This window comes from Streptomyces sp. NPDC093111, assembly GCF_040683955.1.
Classification (GTDB): Bacteria; Actinomycetota; Actinomycetes; order Streptomycetales; family Streptomycetaceae; genus Streptomyces.
Genome location: NZ_JBFBNW010000002.1, coordinates 477,311 through 498,125, shown reverse-complemented (window position 1 = coordinate 498,125; position 20,815 = coordinate 477,311). Strand labels below are relative to the sequence as shown.

Genomic DNA, 20,815 nt, shown 5'->3' with positions numbered 1-20,815 from the left:
ACTTGGCGCCCAGACCCGTTCGTTGCATAGGACAGCTATCGCGTGGCCGTCGGCAGGAGCTACTTCTTGCCCTTGCCGCCCGCCGCGTCGTCGCTCGACAGGACGGCGATGAAGGCCTCCTGCGGGACCTCCACGGAGCCGACCATCTTCATGCGCTTCTTGCCTTCCTTCTGCTTCTCCAGCAGCTTCCGCTTTCGGGAGATGTCACCGCCGTAGCACTTGGCGAGGACGTCCTTGCGGATGGCGCGGATGGTCTCCCGGGCGATGACCCGGGAGCCGATCGCGGCCTGGATCGGCACCTCGAAGGCCTGCCGCGGGATCAGCTCGCGCAGCTTGGCGACCAGCCGGACGCCGTAGGCGTACGCGGCGTCCTTGTGGGTGACGGCGGAGAACGCGTCCACCTTGTCGCCGTGCAGCAGGATGTCGACCTTGACCAGGCTGGACGCCTGCTCGCCGGTGGGCTCGTAGTCGAGCGACGCGTAACCGCGCGTCTTGGACTTCAGCTGGTCGAAGAAGTCGAAGACGATCTCGGCCAGGGGCAGGGTGTAGCGGATCTCGACCCGGTCCTCGGAGAGGTAGTCCATGCCGATCAGCGTGCCGCGGCGGGTCTGGCACAGCTCCATGATCGCGCCGATGAACTCGCTGGGGGCCAGGATCGTGGCGCGTACGACGGGCTCGTACACGTCGCTGATCTTGCCCTCGGGGAACTCGCTCGGGTTGGTGACCGTGTGCTCGCTGCCGTCCTCCATGACCACGCGGTAGACCACGTTGGGGGCGGTGGCGATCAGGTCGAGGCCGAACTCGCGCTCCAGGCGCTCGCGGATCACGTCGAGGTGGAGCAGGCCGAGGAAGCCGACGCGGAAGCCGAAGCCGAGCGCGGCGGAGGTCTCCGGCTCGTAGACCAGCGCGGCGTCGTTCAGCTGCAGCTTGTCGAGGGCCTCGCGGAGGTCCGGGTACTCCGAGCCGTCCAGCGGGTAGAGACCCGAGAACACCATCGGCTTGGGGTCCTTGTAGCCGCCGAGGGCCTCGGTCGCACCCTTGTGCAGGGAGGTGATCGTGTCACCGACCTTGGACTGGCGGACGTCCTTCACACCGGTGATGAGGTAGCCGACCTCGCCGACACCGAGGCCGTCGGACGCCGTCATCTCCGGCGACGAGACACCGATCTCCAGCAGCTCGTGGGTGGCGCCGGTCGACATCATCTTGATGCGCTCGCGCTTGTTGAGCTGTCCGTCGACGACACGGACGTACGTCACGACGCCCCGGTACGAGTCGTACACGGAGTCGAAGATCATCGCGCGGGCGGGCGCGTCGGCGACACCGACGGGGGCCGGGACGTCCCGGACCACGCGGTCGAGCAGCGCCTCGACACCCATGCCGGTCTTCGCCGAGACCTTCAGGACGTCCTCCGGCTGGCAGCCGATGAGGTTGGCCAGCTCCTCGGAGAACTTCTCCGGCTGGGCGGCCGGCAGGTCGATCTTGTTCAGGACCGGGACGATGGTGAGGTCGTTCTCCATCGCCAGGTACAGGTTGGCGAGAGTCTGCGCCTCGATGCCCTGCGCCGCGTCCACCAGCAGGATCGTGCCCTCACAGGCGGCGAGCGACCGGGAGACCTCGTACGTGAAGTCGACGTGCCCGGGGGTGTCGATCATGTTCAGGATGTGCGTGCGGCCCTCACCCTGCCCGTCCGTGGGCGCCCAGGGCAGCCGGACCGCCTGGGACTTGATCGTGATGCCGCGCTCGCGCTCGATGTCCATCCGGTCGAGGTACTGGGCGCGCATCTGCCGCTGGTCGACCACACCGGTCAGCTGGAGCATCCGGTCGGCGAGCGTGGACTTGCCGTGGTCGATGTGCGCGATGATGCAGAAATTGCGGATCAGAGCCGGGTCGGTTCGGCTCGGCTCGGGCACGTTGGTAGGAGTCGCGGGCACGCAGGGTTCTCGTCTCGGGCGATGTTCAGAACGGATACGTAGGCTCCATGGTCCCATGACTGCGGTCCGGCGCTCGGTTTGGGCGGGGTGGAGTGCGGCTGATAAAGTGGACAGCTGTGCCTCGTGTGCCCTCTCAGCCTCGTGGCGCATCCTGAAGAAACATCGAACCTGTAAAGGCTCTTTTCGTGGCGAACATCAAGTCCCAGATCAAGCGGAACAAGACCAACGAGAAGGCGCGCCTGCGTAACAAGGCCGTCAAGTCGTCGCTCAAGACCGCGATCCGCAAGGCCCGTGAGGCTGTCGCCGCCGGCGACCTCGAGAAGGCCACCGTTGCCGCTCGTGCCGCCTCGCGTCAGCTCGACAAGGCTGTCTCGAAGGGTGTCATCCACAAGAACGCCGCCGCCAACAAGAAGTCGGCGCTGGCCACCAAGGTCGGCACCCTCCAGGGCTGAGCTCTGATGTGAACGGCCGCACGGGAATCCAGCGGGCCCTCTAACCGCTCCCGCCCGGCCATCCCGGCCACGTACGCGAGACGCGTTCGCCACGCGTGTACGGGCCAGCAAGCTGTACGCGAAGGCCCCGCCGCCCTCCTTCCCCAGGAGGCGGCGGGGCCTTCGTCGTGCTCGGCGTGGCGCGCGGGGGCCCGGCGTGGCGCATGGGAAGGGCTCGGCGTGGTGCGCGGGTGCGGCTCGGCGTGGTGCGCGGGAGGGGCCCCGGCGCGGTGCGCGGGTGCGGCTCGGCGTGGTGCGCGGGAGGGGCCCGGCGAGCCGGGGGCGGGTCGGCGCCCCCGGGTGTCAGGTGCGGCGCATGCGGGCGGCGCGGGCGATGGTCACCACGGCCTTCTCCAGCGCGTACTCGGGATCGTCGCCGCCGCCCTTGACGCCCGCGTCCGCCTCCGCGACCGCCCGCAGCGCCATGGAGACCCCGTCGGGGGTCCAGCCGCGCATCTGCTGCCGCACGCGGTCGATCTTCCACGGGGGCATCCCCAGCTCGCGCGCGAGGTCCGCGGGGCGTCCGCCGCGGGCCGAGGAGAGCTTGCCGATGGCCCGGACGCCCTGGGCCAGGGCGCTGGTGATCAGGACGGGTGCGACCCCGGTGGACAGGGACCAGCGCAGGGCCTCCAGGGCCTCCGCCGCCCGCCCCTCGACGGCGCGGTCCGCGACCGTGAAGGAGGAGGCCTCGGCGCGGCCCGTGTAGTAGCGCCCGACGACCGCCTCGTCGATCGTGCCGTCCACGTCCGCCGTCAGCTGCGCGACCGCCGCGGCGAGCTCGCGCAGGTCGCTGCCGATCGCGTCGACCAGCACCTGGCACGCCTCGGGCGTGGCCGAACGCCCGAGCGCCCGGAACTCCTGCCGCACGAAGGTCAGCCGCTCCGCCGGCTTGGTCGTCTTCGGGCAGGCCACCTCGCGGGCGCCCGCCTTGCGGGCCGCGTCGAGCAGCCCCTTGCCCTTCGCACCGCCCGGGTGGAGCACCACGAGGGTGATCTCCTCGAACGGCGCGTCGAGATACGCCTTGATCTCCTTGATCGTCTCCGCCGGGAGGTCCTGCGCGTTCCGCATGATCAGGACCTTGCGCTCGGCGAAGAGCGAGGGGCTGGTCAGCTCCGCGAGGGCGCCGGGCTGGAGCTGCTCGGGCGCGAGGTCCCGGACGTCCGTGTCGGCGTCGGCGGCGCGGGCCGCCGCCACCACCTCGCGGACCGCGCGGTCGAGCAGCAGGTCCTCCTGGCCCACGGCGAGCGTGACGGGGGCGAGGAGGTCTTCGGTGGAAGTCTTTCTGGTGGCCATCGCGATCCAGCATCCCACGGGCCACCGACAGCCGGGCCATCGTCGAGAATGTGCACGTGAGCGATGTGAGACACGTACTGGTACTTCCCGACCGCGACGCCGCCGAGGAGGTCGCCGAGGCCCTGCCCGACCGCTTCGGCCTGGCCGAGGAGCCGCAGCTGGTCCGGGACGCCCTGGCCGGCGAGGACGACGCCGAGGACGCCCAGTGGCTGGTGGTCGTGGAGGACCCGCGGGGCCTGCTCGACCCGAAGGCCCTCGACGCCCTGGCCGCCGAACACGACGGCTGGCTGGAGGCCGAGTAGGAGCGGGACCCCGGGGCGGCCCGGGGGCTGCACCCCCGCCCCTCTTGAGGACGCGCCCTAGCCCCTCCCGGGGGGGGCGAGCCCTAGCCCTTCTTGGGGACGATCTGGATGTCCAGGTCGATCGTGATGCTGGAGCCGACCGCGGCGATGCCCCGCGCGAGCAGCGTCTGCCAGGTCAGGGTGAAGTCCTCGCGGTGCAGTTCCGTGCTCGCGCGGCAGGCGGACCGGGTCTCCCCCTCCAGGCCGCTGCCGATGCCCAGGTACTGGGTGTCGAGGGTCACCGTGCGGCTGACGCCGTGCAGGGTCAGCGCACCCGTGACGCCCCAGCGGCTGCCGCCCCGGTGGACGAAGCGCTCGCTGTAGAACTCCATCGTCGGGTACGCGCCCACGTCGAGGAAGTCGCTCGACCGCAGGTGGTCGTCGCGCATCTGCACGCCGGTGTCGATGGAGGCGGCGTCGATCACGACGTGCATGGCCGACTCCTCCATGCGCTCGCCGACCCGGAGGGCACCGGCGAAGCCGTTGAACCTGCCGTGGATCCGGGCCAGGCCGATGTGCCGTGCGGTGAAGCCGATCTGGGAGTGCGAGGGGTCGATCTCCCAGTCGCCGGGCTCGGGGAGCTGTGGCTGCGGCGCGATCTGGAGCGTCAGGTCGCCCAGGCTCGCGTGCCCGTGCTCGGCGACGACGGCGGCGCCGTGGTACGGGGTGTAGCCCTCGGCCGTGACCGCGAGCCGGTACTCGCCCGCCGGCACCGTCGCGAGCACGCTGCCGTACGGGTCGGTCTCCCCCGCGAGGACCTTGCGGCCCGCCGTGTCGCTGACCACGAACTCGGCCTGCCGGACCGGCTCGTTGACGAGGTCCAGGACCCGGCAGCTCAGGACGCCCGCCGACGGCGGGACCGTGAGCCCCGCGAGCGGGCCGCCTCGGGCGGCCGCGGAGCCGCGCTTGCCGAACAGACCACCGAACATTCCACGAACCCCCGCACACACCACCGGCAACCACCGGCACGTCCTCTTCAACAAATACACATTCGATCACTGTTGCGACGTTCGAGGCAAACGGCGCAAGTGTTACCCAGAGTCCGAATGTTCCGCTCAGACCTCCGCCGGAACCGGCTCCCGCTCCGGCAGGTCCCGCAGGCGCGCCAGCGGCGAGGGCAGCACCCACAGCACGGCCAGGACGGCCCCGGCGGTGGCCACCCAGAGCGTGGGCCTCAGCCCCAGGGCCGTGCCGAGCACACCGCCGGCGAGCGCTCCGAGCGGGCGGAAGCCGTGGTTGAGCGTCCGGAAGGCGCCCATCACGCGGGCCCGGATCGCGTCGGGTATCAGCGCCATCTGGAACGAGCCCGCGGCGATGTCCGCCACCATCACCCCGGCACAGGACAGGAACTCGGCGACGAACAGCACTCCGAGCACCAGCGGCAGCGGCCCTCCGGCGAGCGGTATGAGCACCAGTGGCAGGGTGAAGCCGACGAATCCGGCCACGAGCGACGGGCCGATCCCGATCGCCCGGACCACCGCGCCGCTGCACGCCGCCCCGATCAGACCGCCCACGGCCCCGGCCGCCAGCACCGCGCCCAGCACGCCGGCGCTCAGGCCGAGTTCGGCCGTCGCGTAGAGCACGAAGAGGGTGTGGAACATGTAGTTGAAGAACTGGACCGTCCCGGAGGCGGCGAACAGCGCGCGCATCGACGGGTTCCGCACCACCCAGCGCAGCCCCTGGACGAAGTGCCCCTTCTCCACGGGGGCGGGCGGCGGCTCGACCGGCCGGATCCGGGCCAGGTAGCCGGCCGAGACGAGGTACGTGAGCGCGTCCGCGATCAGCGCGACGGGCGCGGTGAGCACCTGCACCAGCACGCCGCCGATGCCCGGGCCGGCCAGCCACGCCATCGAACGGCTGCCGTTGACGAGCGAGTTGGCCTGCACGTAGCGCTCGGTGGGGACCATCGCCACGAACAGCGTGGTGTTGCACACCTCGAAGAGCACCGTGAGCGCCCCCACCCCGAAGGCCACCGCGTACAGCTGGCCGAGGGTCAGCGCGTCCAGCAGGTAGGCGACGGGGAGGGTGAGGAGCAGCGCCGCCCGGCCGAAGTCCGCCGCGATCATGGCGCGCCGCCGCCGGGCCTGCCGGTCGGCCCAGGCGCCGAGCGGCAGGTTGAACAGCAGCGCGGGCAGCAGCTCGGCCGTCTTGAGCCAGCCCATCTCGGCGGCGTCGGCCCCCAGGATCAGGACGGCGGCGAGCGGGAGCGCCATGAGCGAGATCTGGTCGCCGACGAAGGAGACCGTCTGTCCGGTCCAGTACCGCCGGAACGGCCGCTCGCGCAACAGCTCGGGTATGCGTGCGGTGATGGCCACCTTTCTCACTTCTCCCCCGAACCGGAGCCCGAGTCGGAGCCGGCGCCGAGGCCGGAGCCGGAGTCAGCGCCGGAGCCGGGGCCGGGGTCGTCCACATCCCGGTCCACAAAGGCGATCCGCAGGATGCCCACGGGGCGGGCGCCTTCGGGCCGGAGGGAGGAGTCTTCCTCCCGCTCCTCGTAGGGGCGCAGCAGCTCCTCGATCCGCTGCCCGAGGCCGGTCAGCTCCTCTGGGGTGAGGTGGAGCAGCGTGTCGCCGAACTGCTCGGCCTCGCGCCACTCCTCCGGCAGGGTGCGCCGGTTCTCGATGGACTTCAGGACCCGTTGGAAGTAGTGCTCGGTCACGGCGGCGCTGAGCGCGTCCGCCGCCTGGGCGACCGCGGCGTCCTCGCTGCGGTCCGGCCACTCGGTGAACCGGGCCGTCGCCCGCCAGGGCTTCTCCCGCCCCTTGCCGCCGGGCGCCTGCTCGACCAGCCCGTACTTGGCGAGCATCCGCAGGTGGTACGAGCAGCTGGCCACGGATTCGCCGGTCAGCTCGGCCGCCTTGGTGGCGGTGAACGGGCCGCTCTTGCGCAGCAGACCCACGAGGGTCATCCGGGTGGGGTGGGCGTAGGCGCGAAGGGCGCGCGGGTCGGTGAGCTCGATGCTGTGCGACTGCTCCGTCATGATGAAAAGATATCTTTAGAAAGACTCCTTTACAAGGATCTGTAGGCCACCAGTGCCTGACCGGTCCCGGCCACCGCGACAGCCCCGTCCCGGTCCGTCCGCAGCACCCGCGCCCCACCGGCCAGCAGGGCTTCGACGGTCAGCGGCGAGGGATGCCCGTACGGGTTGTCCCGGCCCGCCGACACCAACGCGAGCCGAGGCCGCACCGCCCGTATCAGCCCCGGGTCCTGGTGGGCCGAACCGTGATGGGCCACCTTCAGCACGTCGACGGGAAGAAGCGCCGGGTAGGCCCGCAGCAGACCGCGCTGGGCGGGCGGTTCGAGATCCCCGAGCAGCAACAGGCTCACTCCGCCCGCGGCGCGGACGAACAACGTGACACTGGCGTCATTGGCCCCCGACTCCCCCGACTCCCCCGAGCGCTCCGAGCCCTCGGACCCTCCGCCCTCAACCGGCCGCCCTGCCCCACGCCGCCCTCCGGCCCCCACCTCACCGGGGGTGCCCCCCGGCCACAGCACCCGCCACTCCAGCGGGCCCACCCGGCGCCGCTCCCCCGCCCGCGCCGTCACCAGCGGGACCCCCGCCGCCGAGGCCGTCCGCCGCACGAACTCCGCCTGCTCCGGCGGCTCCGCGAGCCCGGTCGTCTGGATCGCGCCCACCGCCCGGCCCCGCAGCACCCCGGGCAGCCCCGCGACATGGTCCGCGTGGAAGTGGGTCAGGACGAGCAGCGGGATCCTTCGGACCCCGAGCTCCCGCAGGCAGCGGTCGACCGGCGCCGGCTCGGGTCCGGCGTCCACCACGACGGCGGTGTCCCCGCCGGCCGCCAGCACGGTCGCGTCGCCCTGGCCGACCTGGCACATCGCGAACACCCAGCCCGGCGGCGGCCATCCGCCGACCAGCCGGACCAGCGGCGGCGGCCTGACCACCGCCAGGAACAGCAGCACCACGCACCCCGCCCCGATCCAGCTCCGGTGCGGCAGTCTCCGCGCTCCGAGCACCACGAGCGCGGAGAGCAGCGCGAGCAGCAGGCCGCCCCACCAGCCGTCCGGCCACTCCGTCTCGGCCCCCGGCAGCCCCGCCCCGGCACGGGCCACCCCGGCGATCCAGCCGGCCGGCCACCCGGCCGCCCACGCCACGCCCTCGGCGGCCCACGGCCACACCGGGGCGAGCCCCAGCGCGGCGAACCCGAGCACCGTGGCCGGGGCCACCGCGGGCTCCGCGAGCACGTTGGCGGGGACCGCGACCAGACTCACCCGGGCCGCGAACACCGCCACCACGGGCGCGCACACCGCCTGCGCGGCCAGCGTCGCCGCCAGCGCCTCCGCGATCCTGCCCGGCACCCGTCGCCGCCGCAGGGCGTCGCTCCACCGCGGGGCGACCGTCAGCAGCGCCCCGGTGGCCAGGACCGACAGCAGGAAGCCGTAGCTCCGGGCCAGCCACGGGTCGTACAGCACCAGGACGAGCACCGCCGCCGCGAGCGCCGGGATCAGCGACCGGCGCCGACCGGTCGCGATGGCCAGCAGCGTGACGAGTCCGCAGGCCGCCGCCCGCAGCACGCTCGGGTCGGGACGGCACACCACCACGAAGGCGAGCGTGAGACCGCCCCCGGCGAGCGCGGTGGCCCGCAGCGGGATGCCCAGCCGTGGCGCGAGGCCACCGCGCTCGGTCAGCTGCGCGGTACCGGGCCTGCCGATCAGGAGGAGCAGGACGAGGGTGAGGTTGGATCCGGAGACCGCCAGCAAGTGGGTGAGGTCGGTCGCCTCGAACGCGGCCTCCAGGTCCGGCCCGATCCGAGCGGTGTCGCCGACCACGAGCCCCGGGAGCAGCGCCCGCGCGTCCGGGTCGAGGCCCTCCGTCGCCCGCCGCAGGCCGGCCCGCAGCTCCCCGGCGGTGCGCTGGAGCGCGCTCGGCGGGCCCGTGACACGGGGTGGTCCCGTGCCGTCCGCCCGCAGCACCCCGGCGAACGGGTCGCCCGCCCGGGCCGGCAGCGCGAGCCGCCCCGTCACCCGCAGCCGGGTCGACGGCAGCAGCCGCAGCCACTCCCCGCGCGCCTCGCCCGCGACCACCACGAGCAGGACCGGTGCCCGGGTGCGGTGGACGGCGCCGTCCCGGTCCTCGACCCGCAGCACCTCGCCCTCCAGGACCACGGAGACCGGCAGCGCCCGGCTCCCGCTCGCCCGCGGCCGGGTGAGCCGTGGATCGGAGGTGACGGCCACCTCGGCCGTCACCCGCCCGCCGTCCCGGGCCAGCCCGGGGACCGGTCCGCGCCGCAGGTCGGCCGCGTGCAGTCCGCCGGACGCGGCTCCGGCGGCGGCGCAGAGGAGCACTCCGGCGCAGGCGGTCGCCCGCAGCCCGTGCCGCGCGGCCGGGCGGACGAGCAGGGCGGCCCCGGCCAGACAGAGCAGCACGCCCGCCACGCTCCACCAGCCGACCACGCCGACGGCCACGGCCGCCCCGCCCCACGCGGCGAGAGCCGGTGGCACGAGCCGCAGATCCGCCGGTCCCTCGTCCCAGCCGACGGGCCGGCCGTCATCCGCCGGAAGGCCGGGGCTCATGGGCGCACCAGCGGTTCGAGGTCCGCGAACCGGCGCTCGCCGATCCCGTCGACCTCGCGCAGTTCGGCGACCGACCGGAAGCCGCCGTGCTCGACGCGGTGCTCCACGATGTGCCGGGCCAGCACCGGGCCCACTCCCGGCAGCGTGTCGAGCTGGTCCACGGTCGCCGCGTTGAGGCTCAACGGCTGGGCGGGGCCCGACGCTCCGGACGGTCCCGCCACCGTCCCCGGGCCCGCCGGGCCGGCCCCGGCGGCCTGCAGTCCGACCAGGACCTGCTCGCCGTCCATGAGGACCCGGGCCCGGTTGAGGCCCGTGAGGTCCGCGCCCGGACGGGCACCGCCCGCCGCACGCAGGGCGTCGGCGACCCGGGAGCCCGCGGGCAAAGTGAGCACTCCCGGCCTGCGCACCTTGCCACCGACGTCCACGACGACCACGGGCGCCGCCGAGGCCGGGGACAGGGCCGGGGACGAGAGCGACGACGGGGCCGGGGGCGCCCCGCTTCCTGGCTCCTCGGGCGAGGGTCCGGTCTCGGGCAGCGGCCGGGCTGCGCCCACCACCTCCGGCGCCCTGACCTGCTGGGGCCGTCCCGTCCAGAAGTACGCGCCCGCGACCCCTGCGGCCACCACGAGGACCATCGCGAGTGCGGCCAGCGACCGCCGTTCGAGCCCGCACCGCGACTGCACCCACAGCGGCAGCCGCTCCCGCACCGCGAGCCACAGACGCTCCCTGCGCGACGGCAGCGGCGACGGAGGCCGCTGCCCCGGTTCCGGAGGCGGTGGAGGAGCGGGTGGTGGTGTCGGCGGGGGGAGCAGTGGATTCGGTGTGGGGGCGAGAGGGGGTGCCGCCGCCGGGAACAGGGCGTCGGCCCGGTGCCGTACCCCTCCCGGGACCACACCGGCCGCGTGCCTCGCCCGGGTCCGCCGCCCGGCCCTCCCGTCCGAGCCCGGGGCCCGGCCCGGTCCGCTGGTGCGTGCGGCGCCGCGGGTGCGCCGACGGGTCGTTGCGATGTGCGTGCGAAGAGTCATGGTCGAGACGGTAGGCGGATTGCGCGGAACCCGCCGGGACGCCCCAATTACGGTGGAGAACCACCTAGTTGTGGATAACTTCACCACCCGGACGAGGGATGGCGCGAAGGGCCGTCGGGCCGCGATCCTCAGCGCGGGGAGACGACCACCGCGAGCAGGCCCGGTCCCGTGTGCGCGCCGATCACCGCGCCCACCTCGGTGACCTGGAGCTCCTCGACGGCCGGCAGCCGGCCGCGCAGGCGTTCGGCCAGCGCGGCGGCGCGGTCGGGGGCGGCGAGGTGGTGCACGGCGATGTCGACGGGCCCGGCGCCGGCCCGTTCGACCGCGATCTCCTCCAGCCGTGCGATGGCCTTGGAGGCGGTGCGCACCTTCTCGCGCAGCTCGATCCGGCCGCCGTCGAGTTCGAGCAGCGGCTTCACGGCCAGCGCGGAACCGAGGAGGGCCTGCGCCGCCCCGATGCGCCCGCCCCGGCGCAGGTAGTCGAGGGTGTCGACGTAGAAGAAGGCGGAGGTCCCCTCGGCCCGCTTCTCGGCCGCCGCGACGGCCTCGTCGAGGGAGCCGCCCGTGTCGGCGACCTCGGCGGCGGCCAGGGCGCAGAAGCCGAGCGCCATCCCCACCATCCGGGTGTCGACGACCCGTACCGGCACGGGGGCGTCCTTGGCGGCCACCACGGCGGCGTCGTAGGTGCCGGAGAACTCGGCGGACAGGTGCAGCGAGACGATGCCGCGGGCGCCCGCCTCGGCGGCCGCGCGGTAGGCGGCGGCGAAGACCTCGGGGCCGGGCCGCGAGGTGGTCACCGAGCGGCGCTTCTGCAGCGCCTCGGCGAGGGAGCGGGCCGAGATCTCGGTGCCCTCCTCCAGCGCGCGGTCGCCGATGACGACGGTGAGCGAGACGGAGGTGATGGCGTGCCGCTCCATCGTCTGGGGTGGCAGGTAGGCCGTGGAATCGGTGACGATCGCGACATGCCGGGACATGAGCGGGAGGTTACCCGCAGGGGCCGTGGCGCGGCAGCCCGGCCCCCACCGCTCTCAGGTGGTGGTCTCCGGCCGGGCCGACTTCTCCCACGGATAGGGCGTCCGCAGGGGGTCGGGGCCGGTGATCGCCTGCGGCTGCTCGGCCGCCGCGGGCTGCGCCGGCCCGGCGCCGGGCGCGGGAGCCGCCGTGCCGGGCCACGGGGATCCGGCGGCGCCCGCCGCCCGCCCGCTCGTGCCCGTGCCGTCGGCGCCCGTCCAGTGGCGCAGGGCGCCGGCCTCGACGTCGATCTGGGCGCTCAGCGAGGACAGCTCGTCCTCGGCGAACCGGTGGGCCCGGTCCCTGGCCGCCCAGCGCAGCGAGTCGGCGGAGTGGGTGATCTGCTCCGTGCGCCGGCGGAGCTCGCCCAGCTGCTCGCGGACGCGCGCCTTGTCCGGCTCCCGTTCGAGCCGCTTGAGGTCCCCGTCCAGCTCGTGCCCGTGGGCGCTCAGCCGCTGGAACAGATCCAGGGACTCCTTGAGGGAGGCGTCGTCGGCGACGCCCGCCTGCAGCGCGTCCTGAGTGGCGCGCATCGAGGTCCGCAGCGAGAGGCGCAGCTGTGCCAGCTCGCCGGCGGCGCCGGTCTGGCCGAAGCTCTTGGCCCGCAGGGTGGTGTCCTCGACCGTGCGTCTGGCCTGGTCGATCGTGCGGTCGACACCGCGCTTGGCCGCCTTGGCCACCTTCACCGTGGCGTAGACCCCGAGCGCCACGAGGGCGACGAAGAGCAGCGCCATGATCGTGATCGCGGCTTCCATGTGCCTCGCCCCTCCGGCTGCGGTTGTGGTTCTTCCACGGTAAACGGAAGGGGCAGGCCGAGGGTTCCAGCGGAACCCCCAACCTGCCCCCACCATCCCCCTAGGGGACGTCGGGCGTCAGGCGACGATGTTGACCAGCTTCGGCGCGCGGACGATCACCTTGCGGATCTCGGCCCCGCCCAGCGCGGCGACCACGTTCGCGTCGCCCAGCGCCAGCGCCTCCAGCTCCGCGTCGGTGATCGACGGGGAGACCTCCAGGCGCGCCTTGACCTTGCCCTTGATCTGCACGACGCAGGTCACGGTCTCGTCCACGACGTACGCCGGGTCGGCGACCGGGAAGTCCTGGTGGACGACCGACTCGCCGTGGCCCAGGCGGTGCCACAGCTCCTCGGCGATGTGCGGGGCCAGCGGGGCGACCAGCAGGACCAGCTGCTCGGCGACCGGGCGGGACAGCGCGCCACCGGACTTGGTCAGGTGGTTGTTCAGCTCGGTGATCTTCGCGATGGCGGTGTTGAAGCGCATCGCGACCATGTCCTGGGAGACCCCGTCGATGGCCTTGTGCAGGGCGCGCAGGGTGTCCTCGTCGGCCGGCGCGTCCACGACGGTGGCCTCGCCGGTCGCCTCGTCGACGATGTTGCGCCACAGCCGCTGCAGCAGCCGGTACTGGCCGACCACGGCGCGGGTGTCCCACGGGCGGGAGACGTCCAGGGGGCCCATGGCCATCTCGTACAGGCGCAGGGTGTCGGCGCCGTACTCGCCGCAGATCTCGTCGGGGGTGACGGCGTTCTTCAGGGACTTGCCCATCTTGCCCAGGACGCGGCTGACCTTCTCGCCCTCGTACCAGAACGCGCCGTCGCGCTCCTCGACCTCGGCGGCCGGGACCGCGATGCCGCGGGCGTCCCGGTAGACGAAGGCCTGGATCATGCCCTGGTTGTACAGCTTGTGGAACGGCTCGGCCGAGGAGACGTGGCCCAGGTCGAACAGCATCTTGGACCAGAAGCGCGCGTACAGCAGGTGCAGCACGGCGTGCTCGGCGCCGCCGACGTACAGGTCGACGCCACCGGTGGGCATGCCCTCGCGCGGGCCCATCCAGTACTGCTCGACGGCGGGGTCGACCAGCTTCTGGTCGTTGTGCGGGTCCAGGTAGCGCAGCTCGTACCAGCAGGAACCGGCCCAGTTGGGCATGGTGTTGGTCTCGCGGCGGTACTTCTTCGGGCCGGCGCCGTCGCCCAGGTCCAGGGTCACGTGGACCCAGTCCTCGTTGCGCGACAGCGGGGTCTCCGGCTGGGTGTCCGCGTCGTCCGGGTCGAAGGTGCGCGGCGAGTAGTCCTCGACCTCCGGCAGCTCCAGCGGCAGCATGGACTCGGGCAGCGGGTGGGCGACGCCGTCCTCGTCGTAGACGATCGGGAAGGGCTCGCCCCAGTAGCGCTGGCGGCTGAACAGCCAGTCGCGCAGACGGAAGTTGACGGTGCCCTCGCCGATGCCGCGGTCGGCCAGCCAGGCGGTGATCTTCTCCTTGGCGTCGACGACGCCCAGGCCGTCCAGGGCGATGTCCTCGTTGGAGGAGTTGACCAGCTTCGCCTCGTAGGAGGAGAAGGCCTCGTCCCAGGTGGACGGGTCGGTGCCACGGTCGTCGGAGGGCTCCACGACGCAGCGCATCGGCAGCTCGAAAGCGCGCGCGAAGGCGAAGTCGCGGCTGTCGTGCGCCGGGACGGCCATGATCGCGCCGGTGCCGTAGCCCATCAGGACGTAGTCGGCGATGAAGACGGGGACCTGCTCGCCGCTGACCGGGTTGGTCGCGTACGCGCCGGTGAAGACGCCGGTCTTCTCCTTGGCGTCGGCCTGCCGTTCGACGTCGGACTTGGAGGCGGCCTGCTTGCGGTAGGCGTCGACGGCCTCGGCCGGGGTGGCGTGACCGCCGGTCCACACGGCGTGGGTGCCCTCGGGCCAGGCGGCCGGGACGATCTTCTCGACCAGCTCGTGCTCGGGGGCCAGCACCATGTAGGTGGCGCCGAACAGGGTGTCCTGGCGGGTGGTGAAGACGGTGATGGCACCGGCGTCGCCGACCTGGAAGTCGACGCGCGCGCCCTCGGAGCGGCCGATCCAGTTGCGCTGCTGCAGCTTGATGGCCTCGGGCCAGTCCAGCGCGTCCAGGTCGTCCAGCAGGCGGTCCGCGTAGGCGGTGATGCGCATGTTCCACTGGCGCAGCTTGGCCTTGAAGACGGGGAAGTTGCCGCGCTCGGAGCGCCCGTCGGCGGTGACCTCCTCGTTGGCCAGGACGGTGCCCAGGCCGGGGCACCAGTTGACCGGGGCGTCGGAGGCGTACGCCAGGCGGTACTCGCCCAGGACGTCGGCGCGCTCGACGGCGCTCAGGGCGTTCCAGTCGCGGCCGCCGGGGACCTCGCGGGTGCCGTTCTCGAACTGCTCGACCAGCTCGGCGATCGGGCGGGCCTTCGCGGCGTCCGTGTCGTACCAGGAGTTGAAGATCTGCAGGAAGATCCACTGGGTCCAGCGGTAGTACTCCGGGTCGATCGTGGCGAACGACCGGCGCTTGTCGTGGCCCAGGCCCAGCCGGCGCAGCTGGACCTTCATGTTCTGCATGTTGGCCTCGGTCGACACGCGCGGGTGCGTGCCGGTCTGCACGGCGTACTGCTCGGCCGGCAGGCCGAAGGCGTCGAAGCCCAGGGTGTGCAGGACGTTGTGCCCGGTCATGCGCGCGTGACGGGCGAAGACGTCGGTCGCGATGTAGCCCAGGGGGTGGCCGACGTGCAGGCCCGCACCGGAGGGGTACGGGAACATGTCCATGATGAACTTCTTGGGGCGGGCCACCACGGCCGCGTCTCCGGCGAGGTCGCCGGTGGGGTTCGGGGCCTCGTAGGTTCCCTCGGCGTCCCAGGCGTCCTGCCAGCGTGCCTCGATGTCGGCGGCCATGGCCGCCGTGTAGCGATGCTGGGCCGCCGTCTCGGCAGCCGTGTTGATCTCGGTCATGATCCTTGAAGCTCCATCGATCGTCTCTGCCCACTGCCAGCAACTGCCACGAAACGAAAAAACCCCTCGCACAGGAGGGGGCGCCGCGCCGATGCCGACCGGATCTTCATCCGTCGGGACTGATCAGCGCGGCTCGCTAAGCAGAAGGCGTACGGCACGCATGGCGCCAGGGTACCGCAGGGCCTGTACGGGCCGCATCGACGTTCCAGTGGGCGACACGGCCGCGCAGCCGCACGGTGCGCGGCGGACGCAAAAGAGGAGCGCGCGAAAGCGAGCGGGCACGGCGGACACAAAAGAAGCGGGCCATCCGATCCGGATGACCCGCTTCCCTTCTGTGGAGCTAAGGAGATTTGAACTCCTGACCCCTTGCATGCCATGCAAGTGCTCTACCAACTGAGCTATAGCCCCTTGTCGTTCATCTCCGCTTCGGTTTCCGTTTCCGTTTCCCTCGCGGCGACAGACAGAACATTAACCGGCTTCTCGCCGGATCGCCAAATCGCTTCCTGGCCGGTCCGGACGCTGCGGGTAGGGTCGCCCCCTGTGACCGAGTCCGTGCTTGCCCGATCCCCCGCCCGCCGGTGGCCCCTGGCCACCGCCGCGACCGTCTGCCTGCTCTCGTTCGCGGCCTTCTGGGTGGCGCAACGCCTCGCCCACGTGAACATGCTCGACGTGATGGTCTACCGGGCCGAGGGCGAGACGCTGCGGGCCGGCGGCGACCTCTACGCGATGCGTGCCACGTCGGCGAACCTCGCCATGACGTATCCGCCGTTCGCGGCCGTGCTCTTCGCGCCGCTGACCCTGGTGGGCGTCCCGCTGATGCGGACGCTCGCCACCGCGGGGAACCTACTCCTGGTGGTGGCGCTGGTCCAGTTGTCGCTCCAGCTGGTCCGCCCGGCGCTGTCCCGGCCCGGGGCCCGCGCCGACCTGTGGCGTACGACACTGTGGGTCGCCGCGATCGCGGTCTGGTGCGAGCCGGTGTGGACGACCCTGCGGTACGGCCAGATCAACCTGCTCATCGCGGTGGCGGTGCTGTGGGATCTGACACGCCGCGAGGGCAGCCGCTGGGCCGGCCTGGGCATCGGCCTGGCGACCGCGGTGAAGCTGACCCCGGGTCTCTTCGTCGTGCTGCTGCTCGCCGCCGGGCTGTTCCTGTGGCGCCGGGACCGGACGATGAACCAGTGGTTGCGGACGGCGTTCACGGCGACCGGGGTCTTCCTGGGGACGACGCTCGCGATGGCGCTGTTCCTGCCCGCCGACTCGAAGAAGTTCTGGACCCAGACCCTGTTCGAGACGGGCCGGGTAGGTCACGCGGAGGAGACCGCCAACCAGTCCATCAGCGGGGTCCTGGCCCGCCTGATGCACACCGACGCCCCGGGTCTGTGGTGGGTGGCGGCGGCGGCTCTGCTGGGCGGCGCCGCGATGGTGGTCGCGGTGCGGGCCGCGGTGCGCGGCGACCGGGCGGTGGCCGTGATCGTCACCGCGTTCACCGCGCTGATGATCAGCCCGATCTCCTGGTCCCACCACTGGGTGTGGTGCGTGCCGCTGCTGATCCTGCTGTACGACCGGACCACGCGGTTCTGGCCCGTGACGGGCGTTGTCGCGCTGGCCTTCGCGTCGTTCGCGCTGTGGTGGGTCCCGCACGACCCGGGCCGTCCCGAACTGGACCAGAACGCGGGCCAGATGCTGCTCTCGGCGGTCTACCCGCTGACGGCGACGGCGGTGTTCGCCGGCTACCTGCTCGCGCGCCGCCGCGCGGCCGCCGGCGCGGACCCGGCCGGACCGGACGCTTCTGTGCGCGCGAGCGTCGAAACCCCCGGGCCCCGCGAGGCTCCGCGGGCGACGGCTCAGGCCGTCGCGAAGGAGTAGAACCGCTTCAGGGTGCAGTGTTCGTCGAGGAGCCGGCCGTAGATCGGCTCCCCTTCGAGTTCACGGTAGGTCTCGATCGGGTCGCCTTTTATGATCAGCGCCCGCGCACATTCCTCGCACCAGTACTGGAACTCGGGGTTGACCGGGTCCATGTCCCGGACGATGGGCGTACCGCTGCCGCACCAGTCGCACTTCCGCCTGTGTGCACCCATCACTCAGCTCCGGATGTGGCGGCAGGGCGTACACGGACAGGACGCGGCTGGTTCCGCGACGGCATCGGCTTCGGTCACCTCGGCACCGTCCACGGCCATGCGCGCTCCCTCCCGCCCGGACCCACGTCCCCCTCCGGCGGTCCGATTCTGCCATGGCCCCGCAAGGGGGTCAGCGCCGTCGCCGGACGGGGTGAGGCGGAAACGACGAATCCCGCCCCCTGTTGGGGACGGGATTCGAGGATTGTGGAGCTAAGGAGATTTGAACTCCTGACCCCTTGCATGCCATGCAAGTGCTCTACCAACTGAGCTATAGCCCCTCGTGTTCTTCGCGCTCTGCGCTGCGAACAAGAAGAACTCTAGCCTGTGACCGGCCGGAAAGTGAAATCCGGGGTGGTGGGGCCGGGCGCTCGGCTCAGGCGTCGTCGCCGAGTACGGGCTCGGGCAGCGTGCCGGCGTTGTGCTCCATGAGGCGCCAGCCGCGCGCGCCCTCGCCGAGGACGGACCAGCAGCAGTTCGAGAGCCCGCCAAGGCTCTCCCAGTGCCGGGCCTCCAGGCCGAGCAGGCGGCCGATGGTGGTGCGGATGGTGCCGCCGTGGCTGACGACGACGAGCGTGCCGTCCCGCGGCAGCTTCTCGGCGTGCTCCAGGACCACCGGGGCGGCCCGGTCGGCCACCTCGGTCTCCAGCTCGCCGCCACCGCGGCGCACCGGCTCGCCGCGCTTCCACGCGGCGTACTGCTCGCCGTAGCGCGAGGTGATCTCGTCGTGGGTCAGTCCCTGCCACTCCCCCGCGTAGGTCTCCCGCAGGGCGGCGTCATGGGCGACCGCGTGACCGGTGATCGCGGCGAGCTCGGCGGCCGTGGCCGCCGCCCGCTTCAGGTCGGAGGCGACGACGGCATCGGGCTCCAGGGCCGCGAGCAGCCTTGCGGCCCGGCGCGCCTGGGCGACGCCGGTCTCGGTCAGCTCGATGTCCGTGGACCCCTGGAAGCGGCGCTCCAGGTTCCATGAGGTCTGGCCGTGGCGCCAGAGGACGATGCGGCGGCCGCTGCCGCCCTTGCCACTGGTCAGCTCAGCTCACCGTCCGCCACCTCGGCGCCCGTGAGGCGAGCGTGCTCGTCGGCCTTGCCGCGGGTCTTCACCGCGTCTTCGGGGAGCGCGATCTCGGGGCAGTCCTTCCAGAGGCGCTCGAGCGCGTAGAAGACGCGCTCCTCGCTGTGCTGGACGTGGACGACGATGTCGACGTAGTCGAGGAGGATCCAGCGGGCGTCGCGGTCGCCCTCCCGGCGCACCGGCTTGGCGCCGAGCTCCTTGTTCAGGCGCTCCTCGATCTCGTCGACGATCGACTTGACCTGGCGGTCGTTGGGGGCGGAGGCGAGCAGGAATGCGTCGGTGATCGACAGCACATCGCTGACGTCGTACGCGATGATGTCGTGCGCGAGCCGGTCGGCCGCCGCCTGGGCGGCGAGGGTGACGAGTTCGATGGAGCGGTCCGTGGCGGTCACAAGGAGGCTTTCGTCGGCGGTCTGAGACACCTCAAGGGTCTCATGTACCGCCGACGGGCCCGAAAAGGATTAACCGAGGGTCACCGTTTCGCACCGCGAGGCTTGTAGTCCTGCCCCAGCACCGCTGTGACCTCGGCGTTTCCGGCGGCCTTGCCCTTGGTGACGGATCCGGTGGGCAGGCCCAGGGACTTCGCGACCTCGATCGCGTTCTCCTTCTGCGCGTCGTCCCCGTAGATCACCTGGGACTTCTCCTGGGTCTCGGCCTTGGTGCCGCCGACCACGGCGTAGCCGCCGTTGTTGAGGACCACCCGGGCGGCCTCGGTGACGTTGGAGCCGCTGGCGTCCCGGATCGCGACGCGGGTCGCCGCGCCCTGTTCCGGGGCGGTGACCTTGCCGCCGAGGATGTCCTTGACGACGCTGTCGCCGGTGGCCTCGCTCAGCGAGCCGTCGGACTCGACCGGCAGGACGGCCGTCTTGTAGTCGCCGACCTTGGCGTGCTCGGCCAGCTTCGCGAGGGAGGCGCCGAGGTCCTTCTCCGGCAGCGACGGGTCGAGGATCTGGGCGAGGGTCTCGACGGTGACCGTGGCGGCCTGCGGGTCGTCGGAGATCTTCCGGAGCACCCCGTACATGACCTGGCCGAAGCGCTGGAGCTGCTTGGCCTCGGCCTCGCCGGGCGCCCGGTAGGTGGCGTAGGCGACGGCGGCGCGGCCGTTGAGGGTCTGGTTCTCACCCTTCTTGACCAGCGGCTCGGCACCGGGCTTGGCGCCGGGCACGTCGGTGTCGGTGGTGATGTCGATGTTGCTGACGAGCTCGACGAGACTCTCCAGGTACGGGGTGTCGAGCCGCCAGGTACCGGTGATCTTCGCGCCGAGGAGGTTGCCGACCGCCTCGCGGGTGCCGCTGGAGCCGTCGTCCTCGACGGACTTGGCGAGCGTGGTGGTGGCTCCCTCGTCGTCGGCGACGGCGAGGGAGTTCGGCAGCAGCACGGTGGTGCCCTGCTTGGTGGTGGCGTTGTCCACGAGGAGGGCGGTGGACGTGCCCCCGCCGGTGGTGTTGTGCAGGTGGACGATGATCGTGTCGCGCTTCTGCGGCCCGGTGGCGACGTTCTGCTTCTGCTCGTCGCCGGACGTGCCGGGCAGCAGGCCGGCGTACCAGAGGTAGCCGACGCCGCCGGTGACGGCGAGGACGAGGGCCACCACGAGGGCGACGACACGGTTGCGGCCGCGACGCCGGGCCTCCTCGCGCCGCTCGGACCGGCTCTCGGTGAACGCGAGCCAGTCGATGACGTCCTCGGAGTCCTCGTCGGGCTCCTCGATGAACGAGAACTGCTCGGTGCGGTACGCCCGGTCGTCCTCGTCCGGCGCCGGGCGCTGCCCGGGCACACCGGCCTGCGGCGCGGGCGGCGCGGTCCGGGGCGCCGCGGTCTGCGGCGCCGCGGCGGGCGGCGGCACGACGGGGGCGGCCTCGGTGCGGACGGCCCACTGCTGCCCGGTGCGGTCCGCCTGGACGGGGTGGGCCGGCGCGACCGGCTGCTGCTGCGGCTGGACCGGCTGGTAGGTCTGCCCCTGCTGACCGGTGTCGTACTGCTGGTAGTCGTACGAGGTCTGCTGGGCGTACGGGTCGTACTGCGGCTGCTGGGCGGGCTGCTGCGGCTGGACCGGCTGCTGTACGGGCTGCCCGTACGCGTCGTAGCCGTAGTGCTGCTGGCCCTGCTGCTGGTCCTGCGGCTGCTGCTGGGCGTACGGGTCGTAGTGCTGCTGCGGTACCTGCTGCTGGTACACCGGCTGCCCGTACTCGTCGTAGCCGATGATCTGCGGCTGCGGATAGTACGGGTCGTACGGGTTCTGCTGATCGTTCACCGGTGCCCCTC

General features: G+C 72.4%; 17 protein-coding genes and 2 tRNA genes. 3 read left to right on the top strand and 16 right to left on the bottom strand.

Annotation, left to right across the window (positions count from 1 at the left end; translation table 11 throughout):
* Positions 1–59: 59 nt before the first annotated feature.
* Entirely contained in the window at positions 60–1,931 is a 1,872-nt protein-coding gene (lepA, locus tag AB0Q96_RS04610; RefSeq protein ID WP_365321590.1) for a translation elongation factor 4, read from the bottom strand.
* Positions 1,932–2,116: 185 nt separating this feature from the next.
* Here lepA and rpsT point away from each other — a divergent pair, with 185 nt between their 5' ends.
* Complete coding sequence (rpsT, locus tag AB0Q96_RS04605) at positions 2,117–2,383, top strand: 30S ribosomal protein S20 (RefSeq protein ID WP_365321588.1); 267 nt, start codon at positions 2,117–2,119, stop codon at positions 2,381–2,383.
* Between the two features lie 342 nt (positions 2,384–2,725).
* On the opposite strand, the gene holA is transcribed toward rpsT, so the two are convergent.
* Complete coding sequence (gene holA, locus AB0Q96_RS04600) at positions 2,726–3,715, bottom strand: DNA polymerase III subunit delta (protein ID WP_365321587.1); 990 nt, start codon at positions 3,713–3,715, stop codon at positions 2,726–2,728.
* Between the two features lie 56 nt (positions 3,716–3,771).
* Here holA and AB0Q96_RS04595 point away from each other — a divergent pair, with 56 nt between their 5' ends.
* Positions 3,772–4,017, top strand: coding sequence for a hypothetical protein (locus AB0Q96_RS04595; RefSeq protein WP_365321585.1), 246 nt, complete (start codon positions 3,772–3,774; stop codon positions 4,015–4,017).
* Between the two features lie 83 nt (positions 4,018–4,100).
* On the opposite strand, the gene AB0Q96_RS04590 is transcribed toward AB0Q96_RS04595, so the two are convergent.
* From AB0Q96_RS04590 to AB0Q96_RS04550, 9 genes are all read right to left on the bottom strand, one after another.
* Positions 4,101–4,985, bottom strand: coding sequence for a YceI family protein (locus tag AB0Q96_RS04590; protein ID WP_365321583.1), 885 nt, complete (start codon positions 4,983–4,985; stop codon positions 4,101–4,103).
* A 126-nt stretch (positions 4,986–5,111) separates the two neighbouring features.
* On the bottom strand, positions 5,112–6,371 hold the full coding sequence (locus tag AB0Q96_RS04585; RefSeq protein ID WP_365321581.1) for an MFS transporter: 1,260 nt from the start codon (positions 6,369–6,371) through the stop codon (positions 5,112–5,114).
* A 5-nt stretch (positions 6,372–6,376) separates the two neighbouring features.
* Positions 6,377–7,036 carry a helix-turn-helix domain-containing protein gene (locus AB0Q96_RS04580; RefSeq protein ID WP_365321579.1) on the bottom strand — a complete coding sequence of 220 codons (660 nt, stop codon included), beginning with the start codon at positions 7,034–7,036 and terminating at the stop codon, positions 6,377–6,379.
* Between the two features lie 29 nt (positions 7,037–7,065).
* Entirely contained in the window at positions 7,066–9,588 is a 2,523-nt protein-coding gene (locus tag AB0Q96_RS04575) for a ComEC/Rec2 family competence protein (RefSeq protein ID WP_365321577.1), read from the bottom strand.
* Entirely contained in the window at positions 9,585–10,613 is a 1,029-nt protein-coding gene (locus AB0Q96_RS04570; RefSeq protein WP_365321575.1) for a ComEA family DNA-binding protein, read from the bottom strand. The genes AB0Q96_RS04575 and AB0Q96_RS04570 overlap by 4 nt, the downstream gene beginning before the upstream one ends.
* Positions 10,614–10,741: 128 nt before the next feature.
* Positions 10,742–11,587 carry a DegV family protein gene (locus tag AB0Q96_RS04565; protein WP_365321573.1) on the bottom strand — a complete coding sequence of 282 codons (846 nt, stop codon included), beginning with the start codon at positions 11,585–11,587 and terminating at the stop codon, positions 10,742–10,744.
* A gap of 54 nt (positions 11,588–11,641) precedes the next feature.
* Positions 11,642–12,379: a hypothetical protein gene (locus AB0Q96_RS04560; protein ID WP_365321572.1), complete on the bottom strand. Its 738-nt coding sequence runs from the start codon at positions 12,377–12,379 to the stop codon at positions 11,642–11,644.
* A gap of 117 nt (positions 12,380–12,496) precedes the next feature.
* Entirely contained in the window at positions 12,497–15,367 is a 2,871-nt protein-coding gene (gene leuS / locus AB0Q96_RS04555) for a leucine--tRNA ligase (RefSeq protein ID WP_365321570.1), read from the bottom strand.
* A 335-nt stretch (positions 15,368–15,702) separates the two neighbouring features.
* A tRNA-Ala gene (locus AB0Q96_RS04550) sits at positions 15,703–15,775 on the bottom strand.
* Between the two features lie 132 nt (positions 15,776–15,907).
* Here AB0Q96_RS04550 and AB0Q96_RS04545 point away from each other — a divergent pair.
* Positions 15,908–17,233, top strand: a complete 1,326-nt coding sequence (locus AB0Q96_RS04545; protein WP_365321568.1) for a glycosyltransferase 87 family protein — start codon at positions 15,908–15,910, stop codon at positions 17,231–17,233.
* Here the strand turns inward: AB0Q96_RS04545 and AB0Q96_RS04540 are convergent.
* The 5 genes from AB0Q96_RS04540 to AB0Q96_RS04520 all read right to left on the bottom strand — a co-directional run bounded on the left by AB0Q96_RS04540 (position 17,212) and on the right by AB0Q96_RS04520 (position 20,804).
* Positions 17,212–17,445 carry a hypothetical protein gene (locus AB0Q96_RS04540; protein WP_005317760.1) on the bottom strand — a complete coding sequence of 78 codons (234 nt, stop codon included), beginning with the start codon at positions 17,443–17,445 and terminating at the stop codon, positions 17,212–17,214. The two genes, AB0Q96_RS04545 and AB0Q96_RS04540, sit on opposite strands and share 22 nt — an antisense overlap.
* Before the next feature lie 244 nt (positions 17,446–17,689).
* A tRNA-Ala gene (locus tag AB0Q96_RS04535) sits at positions 17,690–17,762 on the bottom strand.
* Positions 17,763–17,857: 95 nt separating this feature from the next.
* Complete coding sequence (locus AB0Q96_RS04530; RefSeq protein WP_365321685.1) at positions 17,858–18,511, bottom strand: histidine phosphatase family protein; 654 nt, start codon at positions 18,509–18,511, stop codon at positions 17,858–17,860.
* The gene (gene rsfS / locus AB0Q96_RS04525; protein WP_365321566.1) at positions 18,508–18,945 is read right to left on the bottom strand and encodes a ribosome silencing factor; all 438 of its coding nucleotides are present in this window, start codon (positions 18,943–18,945) and stop codon (positions 18,508–18,510) included. The genes AB0Q96_RS04530 and rsfS overlap by 4 nt, the downstream gene beginning before the upstream one ends.
* Before the next feature lie 80 nt (positions 18,946–19,025).
* Positions 19,026–20,804 (bottom strand): LCP family protein, encoded by a 1,779-nt coding sequence (locus tag AB0Q96_RS04520; protein WP_365321564.1) that lies wholly within the window; start codon positions 20,802–20,804, stop codon positions 19,026–19,028.
* Positions 20,805–20,815 lie beyond the last annotated feature (11 nt).